This is a genomic window from Corynebacterium glyciniphilum AJ 3170 (assembly GCF_000626675.1).
Classification (GTDB): domain Bacteria; phylum Actinomycetota; class Actinomycetes; order Mycobacteriales; family Mycobacteriaceae; genus Corynebacterium; species Corynebacterium glyciniphilum.
Genome location: NZ_CP006842.1, coordinates 682,365 through 694,633, shown reverse-complemented (window position 1 = coordinate 694,633; position 12,269 = coordinate 682,365). Strand labels below are relative to the sequence as shown.

The following is a 12,269-nucleotide window of genomic DNA, read 5'->3' as shown; positions in this document are numbered from 1 at the left end:
AACTTCGACACGTCGGGCGCTGGCCCCATCCTATCGTTATTCCTGAGAATATTGCGACGCGAATGACAAAAGATGACGGCTGACTATCCGGGAGACGGGAGACACTGGTGACACGGTTGTGACTCGAGGGACACAAGGTGCCGACAGCTCACCGCCACCCCCGGACGGGGGAGTGCCGGGGCCGAAGGGTCAGTTTTCTCCGGCCGGACGGCCGAGCTCCACCGAACGGTCGACACAGGCCTGCATGGCGCGGAAGAACGCTGTGCGGAGACCGTTCTCCTCCAGTCCACGGGTTGCGGCGGCCGTCGTCCCGCCAGGGCTGGTGACGTTGGCACGGAGGTCCACGGGATTCTTGTCGCCCTGGGCCATCATGGTGGCCGCTCCCTCGATGGTGGCGACAGCGAGCTGCTGCGCGACGGGACGAGTCAGGCCGAGCTGCACACCGGCGTCAGTCATCGCCTCTGCAACCATGAAGATGTAGGCCGGACCCGAGCCTGAAACGGCGGTGACTGCGTCGATGTCCTTCTCCGCGACGGCAACGGACTGGCCGACGGTGGCGAAGAGGTCCTTCACGGACTCAACCTGCTCCTCGGAGGTGAAACGGCCACCGGCGACGGCGCTCATGCCCTTGCCGACGAGCATCGGGGTGTTGGGCATGACGCGGACCGCAGGGACACCGGCAGCCAGGCCCGACTCCATGGTCGCCAGGCTGACGCCTGCGGCGACCGAGACCACCACGGTCTCGGTGTCATTGTTGTCGAGGGTTGAGGAGATGTCCTCCAGGACGGACGGGACAATGTGGGGCTTCACGGCAATGACGACGAAATTCGCCTCCGAGGCGGCGGTGGCAGCGTCGTCCGCTCCGGTGATGCCGTACTCCTCGCGGAGGAAGTCCAGACGCTTGGCGCTCGGGTCGAACACGACGACGTCCGGCTTGTCCCCCGAACCTTCCCCGCTCACGAGCCCCGAGATAAGGGCCTCTCCGATATTTCCTCCACCGATAAATGCAATACGTGTCATGCGCACCAGCGTGCCACGCGACGGTGAAGCTCGCCACTCACGGGCGGCGTCGGACAGGCGAGGGTCAGATCGACATGATCAGACGCGGCCCCAACGTGATCACCAGGCCCACGACGAACGCGAGGATGAGTACCAGCGTGTGGCGGTGACGCAGGAGGGCATGGACAACTCCGACACACACCAGTGTGACGATGCCTGACATGATCAGGACGAGGGCGGTGCCCAGCTTGTCCCACAGCAGGGTGAAGCCGAAGAAGATAACGACGCCGATGACCAGGGCGAGAGCGGTCTGCCCCAGCAGTGCCGGCCAGGAGATCGCGTCGTCCTCGTACTCGATGATCTTGTCCGGGTCTGCCTCGGTCTGCTCTTCGGCCGGAACCGTCTGCTCGGCGATCTCGTTGGATTCGGGTTCCCCGGCCCGCTCGTCGGTGTACTCGGCCGGTGCTGCGCCGTCGGAGAACGCGGACTTCGCGTCAGTATCCGCGTCGGCGGGAGATTCTTCCCGGGCATCAACGCGCGGAAGAACGGTGGTCTCTGCCGCCACATCAGCGTCACCTGACGTCTCACCGGTGTGGGCACCGGCAGGGTCTGTGTCGACCCCGCCGAATTCCTCGGGTTCCCCAGGCTCGTCGGGCTCCTCGACCTCGTCGACGACCTCCCCCTCGACGACGTCGTGTCCGTCGAAGCCCTCCGGCCCGTCGTCAAGCTCATGCCCACCCTGATGTGGATGACTGTCGACGGGGGCCAGATCCTCGGCGGCACTGTCCGCACCGTCCTGATCGAGGTCCTCGTCACTGACGACGGGAATGGAACCGGTCAGTTCGGAGACCGAGACCCCGCCGTCCTCGAGATTACGTCGACGCCGAGGACGGTCAGCTCTGCGAGCACCGTCCTTGGCATTGCGGGCCATAAGCTCCGCAACAGTCAGCTTCTCACTCATCCGTCGTTCCCATCATCGGTCATCTCCCGCCAGACCGGGCGGCGGGCACAAGGCACCGCGGTGGCCACCACATCATCCGGCGTCCTACACACATGCCTCAATTATCAGGTGACAGTTTACAGTTATCACGTGTACAGCCCACATCGGTGGATCAACGCTCCCGCACAACTGTCGATAAACAGTAATTCACCAGGACTTTTCCCCGGAGCCATCTCCGAACTTTTTTGGCGGTAGACCGCCGGTCACCTCCATCACGTGTCGCCGAAACTCACGTCGCCCTGTCAAAATCGACGTTCGGATCGAAATCCGCGGCGTCCGCAGCATCGGCACGACGCAGGATCACGCCTTCGCGCAATGCCCACGGGCACAACTGCAGCTGCTCGATCCCCAGATGCCGCATCGTCGACTCCGCAACCAACGCTCCCGCCACCACCTGTGCCGACCGGTCCACGGACACCCCTTCGAGCTCCGCACGGTCCGCCGCAGTCATCCTCGAGATAAAGGAGGTCAGCTGCCGTACACCCGGGCGGGTCAATACGCGGCGTACCCTCGGGCCCGCCGAGGACGGTGCAGCACCGGTGAGCCGTGCCAACATGCGGAACGTCTTCGAGGTTCCCACCGCCAGATCGACCGGCCCCGCCTCCTTGAGCTGCGCGACCGGCTCCTCCAACGTCTCGTCGATATGCGCGGCCAGCGCCTTGATCTCCTTGCGGCTCGGCGGATCCGTCCTGAACCAGTCATGTGTCAGACGCCCGGCACCCAGGTTCACCGACAGCGCGACGTCCGGCAACTCATTGACCCCCACCGACATCTCCAGTGATCCGCCACCGATGTCGAGGTCACAGATCCGTCCGGCGGACCAGCCGAACCAGCGGCGTACGGCGAGGAACGTCAGCTCAGCCTCCGCGGTACCCGAGAGAATCCGTAACCGGACCCCTGTCTCCTCCTCGACCTGGGACAGTACAGCCTCGGAATTCGTCGCCGACCGCAGTGCCGACGTCGCGAACGGCAGCATCTCGTCGCAGTGGAACTGTTCGGACATTTCCGCCGCAAGCCCGACCCCCTTGATCAGCTTCCGGACGCCCTTCGCATTGATCGCACCCTCGTCATCGAGGTACTCCACGAGGCGCATCGGCGTCTTCCAGTTGCTCATCGGGGTCGGCGGACCGCCCGGAGCCATGTCCACCACCACGAGGTGGACCGTGTTGCTTCCCACATCCAAGACACCTAGTCGCACGGTTTCCACCCTATCCGGTCTACGGTGTTCACCGTGACACATTCTGTTCTTTCCGACATCACCAGCGGCTACCCGGCAGGCACCCCGGCGGATCTCGCGGTGCGTTCAGGGCAGGAGACCCCCGCCGACCATCCGCGCGAGTACCTGGAGTTCACCGATCCGGCGGATTCCGAACACATCGTCTCTGTCGATCTTACGTGGCTCCTCTCCACCTACCGGTGCAGGTTCGGCACCGACGCATGCCACGGCATCGACGCCGAACACCCCGACGTGGGCTGTTGCGTCCACGGCGCCTTCCTCACCGACGATGATGACCGCGGTGCCCTGGCAGAAATCGTCCCCCACCTCACCGACGACGACTGGCAGCTCAGGCCCCTTGTCATGGGCGACGGTCGCGATGGCGCCGACGATATGGTGGAGCCATGGCTCGTCTGGGACGAACTCGACGGAGATGACACCGACTCCGGCGAGCCCGAGCCTGCCCTGAAGACGCGAGTGCACAACGGGGCATGTGTCTTCGCCAACCGAGCTGACCACCCGGGTGGCGCCGGATGCGCCCTGCACGGCTGGGCGGTGAAGAACGACGTCGCCCTTACCGTAGCCAAACCCGAGGTGTGCTGGCAGTTGCCCTTACGCCGGCTCGAGGAGTGGGAGACCCGTCCGGACGGCGTCGAGGTCCTGCGCACCACCGTCACCGAGTACACCCGGCGCGGCTGGGGTGGCGGTGGTGAAGACTTCGACTGGTACTGCACGTCCGACCCCGGGTGTCACACCGGTGGTGAATCGCTCTGGTCCACCCATGCCGAGGAACTGCGCGAGCTCATCGGACCGGAGTCCTACGACGTGGTTGCAGCACACTGCCGTCACCGTGAGGAGATGGCCCGTTACTCGCCGTCCGGGTTCCCGTTGTTGTCGATCCATCCGGCGACGGCTGCCGCAGCGACGGGACATTCGCCCTCCCAGTAGCCAGAGTTTCTGCCGGGGCCATGGGCGTAGCTCCTTCCGGAGGGGAACTGTTTCCACGACCATCTGAAGGCGGGGTCGTTTTCGGGGCGGTATCCGACCGGTGCCTCTGCCACAGGGCCGTCACTCCTGCCGGCGGCGGTTCTCACCCCTCGAACTTGTACCCCAGTCCACGGACGGTCACCAGGATCGACGGGGACGACGGCGTCTCCTCGATCTTCGAACGCAGTCTCTTCACGTGGACATCGAGCGTCTTCGTGTCACCGACGTAGTCGATGCCCCACACCCGGTCAATCAACTGGCCCCGGGTCAATACCCGTCCCTCATTGCGCATGAGGTATTCCAGAAGGTCGAATTCCTTCAGGGGCAGAGACACCGACGTACCGTCCACTGACACCGTGTGTCGCTCCACATCCAGCACCACCCGTGGGCTCCTGAGCACCATCCCGTCATCGCCGTCCCCGTCATCTGCCCCGTTATCGCCGCCACGGCGCAGCACAGCACGGATACGCGCGATGAGTTCGCGCGCGGAGTAGGGCTTGGTCACGTAGTCGTCCGCCCCGATCTCCAGGCCGACGACTTTGTCGATCTCACTGTCGCGGGCGGTCACCATGATCACCGGGACGGAGGAGACGGCACGCAGCTGGGTGCACACCTCGGTGCCGGACATGCCGGGCAGCATCACGTCGAGCAGCACCAGGTCAATGCCGTGAGCGTCGAACAGTTTCAGAGCGGTGGGTCCGTCGGCGGCGGTGTAGACACCGAAGCCCTCCTTCTGCAGGAGGAACGACAACGGTTCAGCGAGTGATTCCTCGTCCTCGACGAGCAGGACGGTGGGACGGTCACTGGACATAGGAGAATCTGGTCCTCACGTATGAATGACGGCCGTATGCCGGCCGGCGCGGATGACGAACATTGCGGGGAGACTGCTTCTGGACGACGTCATTGTAAACTCCGGGCGACGATCCTGCCGGGTGAAGATAATCAGTCCCGGTCCGGGAGCAGGTCGGCGGCGGTGAACCTCTCCTGGTCAGGGACGTCCTCGTGTGGCACGGCAGCCTTCTCCAGCACGGGGAACTCCAGGGAGAACGTTGATCCGGTGCCCGGTTGCGACCAGAGGGAGACATTTCCTCCGTGGTTGATCACGGTGTGTTTGACGACGGCGAGGCCCAAACCGGTCCCGCCGGTTGCCCGGGAGCGTGCCTTGTCGACGCGGAAGAAACGTTCGAAGACACGTTTCTGCTCTTCGGGGGCGATACCGATGCCGCGGTCGGTCACGCGGATCACGACGGATTGTCCGCGGACCGCCCTGCTGATGCTGACCGGGGTATCGTCCGGCGAGTAGTTGATGGCGTTGGCGATCAGATTGGCGACGGCGGTCACCAGGAGTTCCTCATCCCCGGTGAGCCATGCGCCGCCGGGAGCGTCGGTCACCAGGTCGATATTCTCGACTTCGGCGGCGATACGCGACCGCTCCACTGCCTTGTCGATGACCCTGTCGACGCTCACCGGGCGGGGATCCGGCAGGGACTCCGCCCCCTGGAGTTTCGACAGGCCGATCAGCTCGGAGATCATCGTGGACATACGCCGGGTTTCAGTATGGAGTTTGTTGCCGAAGTACTCCACGGTATCGGGATCGTCTCGTGCCTCCAGCATCGTCTCGACCAGCAGGGATATAGCCCCGACCGGTGTTTTGAGCTCATGGGACACATTGGCGACGAAGTCCCGGCGGGCAGCTTCCATCCGGACGCTCTCGGAGTTGTCCGTGGCGTAGACCACCACGAACCGGTCATCAACGGCTGCCAGGCGACGGACGGTGACGGCGACGGAGAACACCGGCCCCACAGCTGTGCTCCCGGGGTGCAGGACACCCTCGCGGGGCTCACCGTCGTCGAAGACCCGCTGAGCCAGGCGGTAGACCTCGGGCACCAGGTGACGGCCGTCCACCACGCCGAGCTCGTGAACGCTGCGGTTGGTGAACACGAGGTCCTCCCGCAGGTCGACGACCGCGACCCCCAGCGGCGACGCCTCGAGGGCGAAGTGCATCACCTGCGCGATGGTCGAGACCCTGTTGTGCTGGGTCTCCCTCCGGATGCGTTCCTCTTCACGGTGTTCCACCCGACGCCGGACGACCGTCACGATAACGGTGACGACGATCCCGACGAGTAGTCCGGCGGCGATTCCCCCGAACAGCAGGGCGAAAGATGACGATGTCACGTCCGGGTGTCCCGTAAACCGTTCCCCGGGGTTCTACTTACCGCCCTGTGCGGCGACGGCGGCGGCGCCTGCCTCCGCGGCCTCCGGGTCGAGGTACTCACCGCCCGGGTTCAGCACCGTGCCCTTCTCGTCAAAGCGGTAGACCAGCGGGATCCCGGTCGGGATGTTGAGCCCGGCGATGTCCTCGTCAGAGATCTTGTCGAGGTGCTTGACCAGGGCGCGCAGCGAGTTTCCGTGGGCGGCGACGATGACGGTCTCGCCGGCCTCCAGACGGGGCAGGATCGACGTCTCGTAGTAGGGGACGAAACGCTTGACGACGTCGAGCAGGCATTCGGTCCGCGGGACCTCGGCGAGGTCGGCGTAGCGGGGGTCGTCCGACTGGGAGTACTCGGTGCCGTCCTCGAGCTCCGGTGGCGGAGTGTCGTAGCTGCGGCGCCAGGCCATGAACTGGTCCTCGCCGTACTTCTCCTTGGTCTCCGCCTTGTTCAGCCCCTGCAGCGCGCCGTAGTGGCGTTCGTTGAGTCGCCAGTCGCGCACGACGGGGATCCAGTGGCGGTCGGCAGCGTCGAGAGCGAGGTTCGCGGTGGTGATCGCCCGGCGCAGCAGGGACGTGTACAGCACGGTCGGCTTCAGACCCGCGTCGGCGATCATCGTTCCGCCGCGGACGGCTTCCTCGCGCCCCTGGTCGGTGAGGTCGACGTCGACCCACCCGGTGAACTGGTTGGATGCGTTCCATTCGCTCTGCCCGTGGCGGAGGAGGATCAGTGTGCCGTGGTTGTTGTCACTCATGGTGTTTATTGTGCCACGGCAGGGCGTCCCGCACAGGGGAGCCGGGGCAGAAGTCGATCTCGAGGAGTTTCACGGCCCCTGCCATAACTCAGATGACAGCGGCCACGGGGATCAGCTGGGGATCAGCTGGGGATCAGCTGGGGATCAGCTGGGGATCAGCTGCTCGGCGGGGTCGGTGGGACGGAGGGTGCCCCGGCGGAGGCACCGTCAGCACGCCCCGCGCGTTCGGCAGCGCGGTCCTGCTCGTACCCCGGCCGCAGCCGCTGGAACGCCTCGAGGTTGCGGGTCGACTCCCCACGGTCCATCCGCCATTCCCACTCACGTCGGATCGATGTCTCGAAGCCCAGTTCCAGAATGTGGTTGAAGTCGCCGTCGGCGAGCTCGAGCACCTGGCCGAGAATACGTTGGATGTCCTCGCTGGTGGTGGTGTCAGGGAACTGGCCGGCGAGGTAGATGTCGTTGTTGTTGTCGAGAGTGTAGTGCACTCCGTAGGCCTTGCGGTTGTGCTGCAGCAGCAACCGGTACACCTCCGCATGGGCTTCCTCCACCGCCCTGCACACGAACGCCTCGACACGGAACATGCCGTCCTGCGGGATGAACAGGGTGTTGGTCTTCAGGCGACGTTCACCAGGCAGGACGACCACGGCGACCTCGTTGGAGACCTCGTAGTCGACCTCGGCGGCGTCCAGGAGGTCGGTCAGCTGCTGTAGTTCCATGCGACCGAATCTACCCGCCCCTGCTCATCGCTGTGGTCACTCCCGTGATCCGCTGGGATCACGGGACGCCAACGAGGTCAGGGCAACATCAGGTTCCGAACAGCCGTGGGCGCGCCACCGGTCGACGAGCTGGCGGTACTCTGCGATCATCCGCTCGACCGTCACGTCCCAGGAGTATTCGGCGGCGTGGGAGGGAGCGACGTCCGACATGGAGTTGCGCAGGTCATCGTCCATCACCAGTGATTCCAGGGCGTGGGCCCAGTCTGCAGGGTCATGTCCGTCGACAAGCAGTCCGCTCTCCCCTTCGGTCACTGTCAACGGCAGCCCTCCGACCCGCGCGGCGACAACTGGGGTCCCTGCGGCCTGCGCTTCCAGTGCCACCAGGCCGAAAGACTCGTTGTAGCTGGGTACAGCGATGATGTCGGCGGCCTGGTACACACTCACCAGCTCCTCCGGGGGACGCGGGGAGAGGAACCGGACGTAACCGGACACCCCCAGTTCCGCGGCAAGGTCGTGGAGCTCATCGGGACGTTCCATCCCGGTACCCGACGGGCCACCGCAGATCACCACCCGGATGTTCTGTTCGGGGTGGCGCCGGATCAAATCGGCGGCTGCCCGCAGCAGGATGTGCGGTCCCTTGAGCATCTGCAGGCGACCGATGAAGGCGATGACCTTCGCCCGCAGGGGAATACCTAGTTCCCGCCGCGAGCGTTCGGTGGCACGGTCGGATCCCGGGGTGAACCGGTCCACGTCCACTCCCGGGGGCACGACGGCGAGATCCGTGTTTTCGGCGTCATAGGCGGTGACGAGCGCATCCGCCTCGTCCTGCGTGTTGACGATGATGCGGTCGGCGTTGTCGACGATCTGCTGCTCGCAGATCCGACGCGACTCCGGTTCGGGGGTGTCCCCTTCCGCAAGACCGAGGTTCTTCACGGCCGCCCAGGTGTGGGCGGTGTGCACCAGCGGAACCCCCCACAAGTCACGCAACAGCCACCCGACCTGCCCCGAGAGCCAGTAGTGACTGTGAATCAGGTCGTAGTGTCCGGCACCGGCGCGGGCGGCCGGGGAGGATGGGTCCCCGTCGGTGCCCGCTTCGCGCCGCACGAAAGACAACACCGAACCGGTGAACGCCGCAAGCTGCGTCGGCAGTGATTCTTTCGGAAGCCCCTCGAACGGCCCCGCGACACAGTTGATCACCCGCAGTCCCGGCGCGACCTCGACGACCTCCCCCTGGGATGCGCGGGTGGCGCGGGTGAACACATCCACCTCGACGCCGTGGGACGCCAGGTGCTCGGCGACGTTCCGGACGTAGACGTTCATTCCGCCGGCATCCCCGATGCCGGGTTGTTCCAGCGGGGATGTGTGCATGGAGATCATGGCGACGCGCATAGCGTCCCAGAATACCCGCCGCCCGTCCTCGTCCGTGCGCCTGTCGGGATCATTCGTCGTCGAGCGTGACTCCGATCCACACGGGCTCGGGGACCAGAGCGACCCCGAAAGCCTCCCGCACCCCGTCACGCACGGCCCGGGCCAACGCGACGATGTCCGCCGAGGTCGCCGAGCCGCGGTTGGTCAACGCCAGCGTGTGTTTACTCGACAGGCCGGCACGGTCGTTACCGGGAACATGCCACCCGCGTGAGAAACCGGCGCGTTCGATCAGCCACGCTGCGGAGAGCTTCTCCAGAGAGTCCACCGCATCTGCCGGGCCCGCAGGGAACCGTGGCATCGCCGCAGCGTCCTGCTCTCCCCGGGTGGACGCGACAATGCGCTGCACATCGTCGGCAACCGCTCTGTCGACGACCGGGTTCGTGAAGAAGGAGCCCGCTGACCAGGTGTCGTGGTCGTGCGGGTCCAGCACCATGCCCTTCCCCCGACGCAACTCCAGGACCATGTCGCGGACCTCTGCCACGGGACGCCGGACATCCCCGTCCTGCCCTGCTTCACCGGCGGTGACTCCGAGGCGTCGGGCCAGTTCGCCGAAGCGGAGCGGGGCACTCTGCCCGTCAGTGGTCAGCTGGAACTCCACCGCTGTGACCACCGCGCGCGAGGTGAACTTCAGGTTGGAGTACCGGTACGCCAGATCCAGCGACTCCGGCATCACCCAGGATGTCTCCCCGGACGCCCGGTCGAACAGTTGCACCCGGTGCAGGGTCTGGGAGACCTCGGCACCGTAGGCACCGACGTTCTGCACGGGTGTCGCTCCGACCGAGCCGGGGATTCCCGACAGGCATTCCAGCCCGCCGAGACCGGCGTCGACCGTGGCGGCGACGACACCGTCCCAGACCAGACCAGCGAATGCGCGGACCAGCCCAGTCTTCTCCTCGATCTCCGGTTCCCCACCGTCCTCGAGAACCACGGCCACCAGGTCCGAGACATCGTCACCGACCACAAGATTGGAGCCGCCGCCGACGATCAGCAGGGGCACGCCTTCAGCGTCCAGGGTACGGACCACATCCGCCACCGACTCCGCCGACCGGCACGACAGCACCAGAGCCGGCGAACCTCCCACCTGCAGGGTCGTCAGCTCGGCGAAACTCCGTGAGGACACCTCGACGTCACCGCGCTCCACCAGCCGGGTTACAACTGGGGAGGTGGACGCAATTGTTCGCGAATGGAATCTAAAATCAGGACACTGCACACTTATGATGTTAGCCTTTCTGCATGACAACACACATCGAGTCTTCAACGACCGTCAACCACCCTCTCGACAAGGTGCTCTCGGCACTGAGCTCCAAGGAATACTGGGAGTACGAGGCTCAGAACCTCTCCGAGGTCCCCGGTGAGGTCAACTCTTTCTCCGCCGACCCGATCGAGGTCGTCCTCTTCGAGGTGCTCCCCACCGACGCTCTGCCCGAAGCCGTGCGTTCCATGGTGTCCCAGAACCTGAAGCTCAAGCGCACCGTCTCCTTCGGTGCCGAGCAGGACGGCGTCGTCAACGGTGAGATGCAGGCCGAGGTCAAGGGGGCGCCCGTGAAGTTCGGTGCCGAGCTCACCCTGACCGGCGAAGGCGACTCCACCACCCTGTCCGCCGAGGCAGACATCGATGTCACCATCCCGATGGTCGGCCCGGTCATCGAGCCGAAGGTCGCCGACGCGGTCCGCGACATCATCAACAACGAGAACACCTTGATCGACACCTGGATCAAAGAGAACCTCTGATTCCCGATCGGGAGGGACCTGCGGATCTCCGCACAATACGCCGGGTAAACGGCGGAACTCTGGCGCCGACGGGCAGTGATGGTTCACACTGGTCCGGTGAGCACTTCAAACAACACCGGACAACCCGCCGCCCCGCAGAGCTGGGGGGCTCAATCCCGGCAGGACGGCACCACTGCCGGCAAGAAGCGGTCAGGCCTGTGGTGGAAGATCCTCGTCGCCCTGGTCGTGATCCTGGTACTGCTGGCCGCCGTCGCCGAATTCGGCGTACGCGCTTACGCCAAGAACACCGTGGTCGATGAGATCCGGTCATCAGCGCAGAACAACGGCACGGAGCTCGCTGAGGACCCCTCGGTGAGTTTCGGGACCTCCCCCCTGCTGCTCGGGCTCGTCCAGGGAAAAATCCCGTCCTTCGACGCGACCATTCCCTCCAGCCTGGACGTCTCCTACGAGGACTCCGACCAGTCCCGCCCCGTCGTCTCCGGTCAGCCGGAAATGGCGATCAACGCCAAGGACATGTCCACCGACACCGGTGACCCCACGGCCGGAGAGATCACCGTGGACACCACGTTGCCACCGGAGTTCCTCCTTGCCGAGATCCAGAAGTCCCAGGCACAGGGAACCGACGGAAACGGTGAAGACGGCGGAGACGGCGGAGACGGCGCTGGACTGCTCGAGGGCCTGATCGAGGTCACCGGAGTGCAGATGAACACGGCTGACAACACCATGGACCTGGAGATCACCGGGGGCCTGGCGACATTGAGCATGACTCCCGTCGTGGAGGAGGGCGCGCTGAACTTCCGCGTGGAGAACCTCCAGATCCTCGGCATGGACCTCCCGGAATCCATGGTCAAGTCCCTCACCGATTCCCTGCAGGAGACGGTCAATGACGTGGAGGGGCTGCAGATTCAGAGCGCCGACATCACGGAGGGCGGCCTGAGTGTCCAGCTCCACGGCACTGACGTAAGTCTCGATGACGTCTCCTCGAGCACGTCCACATTCTCGGACGGCGGACAGCAGAACAGCTAGCCGTTGCTGGCGACTACCCGATAAAGGGCCCCGGACTCGACGCGAGTCCGGGGCCCTTTTCCATACCCAGATCCCCCTGAAAGGGGGTATTCACCGGGGGCCGCATACCGATTAAACCAATCAGTCACGACTGCTTGTTTTCCGATGCTACAACTGTGTTCACGATCAGAACTATTCCACCACACAGACAACCATCGGAGGC

General features: G+C 65.0%; 12 protein-coding genes. 3 read left to right on the top strand and 9 right to left on the bottom strand.

Annotated elements, in window-relative coordinates; all coding sequences use genetic code 11:
• Window positions 1-189: 189 nt before the first annotated feature.
• The 3 genes from proC to CGLY_RS03165 all read right to left on the bottom strand — a co-directional run bounded on the left by proC (window position 190) and on the right by CGLY_RS03165 (window position 3,197).
• Window positions 190-1,020 carry a pyrroline-5-carboxylate reductase gene (gene proC, locus CGLY_RS03175; RefSeq protein ID WP_038546111.1) on the bottom strand — a complete coding sequence of 277 codons (831 nt, stop codon included), beginning with the start codon at window positions 1,018-1,020 and terminating at the stop codon, window positions 190-192.
• Between the two features lie 64 nt (window positions 1,021-1,084).
• Window positions 1,085-1,960, bottom strand: coding sequence for an AI-2E family transporter (locus CGLY_RS03170; RefSeq protein ID WP_038546109.1), 876 nt, complete (start codon window positions 1,958-1,960; stop codon window positions 1,085-1,087).
• Window positions 1,961-2,228: 268 nt separating this feature from the next.
• Complete coding sequence (locus CGLY_RS03165) at window positions 2,229-3,197, bottom strand: Ppx/GppA phosphatase family protein (protein WP_052540604.1); 969 nt, start codon at window positions 3,195-3,197, stop codon at window positions 2,229-2,231.
• Window positions 3,198-3,230: 33 nt separating this feature from the next.
• Here CGLY_RS03165 and CGLY_RS03160 point away from each other — a divergent pair, with 33 nt between their 5' ends.
• A complete protein-coding gene (locus CGLY_RS03160) occupies window positions 3,231-4,163 on the top strand; it encodes a hypothetical protein (RefSeq protein WP_038551143.1) in 933 nt (310 codons plus the stop codon).
• Between the two features lie 142 nt (window positions 4,164-4,305).
• Here the strand turns inward: CGLY_RS03160 and CGLY_RS03155 are convergent, their stop codons facing one another.
• The 6 genes from CGLY_RS03155 to CGLY_RS03130 all read right to left on the bottom strand — a co-directional run bounded on the left by CGLY_RS03155 (window position 4,306) and on the right by CGLY_RS03130 (window position 10,454).
• The gene (locus CGLY_RS03155; protein WP_038546106.1) at window positions 4,306-5,013 is read right to left on the bottom strand and encodes a response regulator transcription factor; all 708 of its coding nucleotides are present in this window, start codon (window positions 5,011-5,013) and stop codon (window positions 4,306-4,308) included.
• A gap of 131 nt (window positions 5,014-5,144) precedes the next feature.
• Complete coding sequence (locus CGLY_RS03150) at window positions 5,145-6,377, bottom strand: sensor histidine kinase (RefSeq protein WP_081803754.1); 1,233 nt, start codon at window positions 6,375-6,377, stop codon at window positions 5,145-5,147.
• Between the two features lie 33 nt (window positions 6,378-6,410).
• Window positions 6,411-7,166, bottom strand: coding sequence for a phosphoglyceromutase (locus CGLY_RS03145; protein ID WP_038546103.1), 756 nt, complete (start codon window positions 7,164-7,166; stop codon window positions 6,411-6,413).
• Between the two features lie 155 nt (window positions 7,167-7,321).
• The gene (locus CGLY_RS03140) at window positions 7,322-7,882 is read right to left on the bottom strand and encodes a type III secretion system chaperone family protein (RefSeq protein WP_038546099.1); all 561 of its coding nucleotides are present in this window, start codon (window positions 7,880-7,882) and stop codon (window positions 7,322-7,324) included.
• 36 nt (window positions 7,883-7,918) lie between these two features.
• The gene (mshA, locus tag CGLY_RS03135; RefSeq protein WP_081803753.1) at window positions 7,919-9,271 is read right to left on the bottom strand and encodes a D-inositol-3-phosphate glycosyltransferase; all 1,353 of its coding nucleotides are present in this window, start codon (window positions 9,269-9,271) and stop codon (window positions 7,919-7,921) included.
• Between the two features lie 49 nt (window positions 9,272-9,320).
• On the bottom strand, window positions 9,321-10,454 hold the full coding sequence (locus CGLY_RS03130) for a UDP-N-acetylmuramate dehydrogenase (RefSeq protein ID WP_227590431.1): 1,134 nt from the start codon (window positions 10,452-10,454) through the stop codon (window positions 9,321-9,323).
• 89 nt (window positions 10,455-10,543) lie between these two features.
• Here CGLY_RS03130 and CGLY_RS03125 point away from each other — a divergent pair, with 89 nt between their 5' ends.
• Both CGLY_RS03125 and CGLY_RS03120 read left to right on the top strand, forming a co-directional pair.
• Entirely contained in the window at window positions 10,544-11,041 is a 498-nt protein-coding gene (locus CGLY_RS03125; protein WP_038546096.1) for a DUF2505 domain-containing protein, read from the top strand.
• 96 nt (window positions 11,042-11,137) lie between these two features.
• Window positions 11,138-12,067 carry an LmeA family phospholipid-binding protein gene (locus CGLY_RS03120; RefSeq protein WP_158407369.1) on the top strand — a complete coding sequence of 310 codons (930 nt, stop codon included), beginning with the start codon at window positions 11,138-11,140 and terminating at the stop codon, window positions 12,065-12,067.
• Window positions 12,068-12,269: the final 202 nt, after the last annotated feature.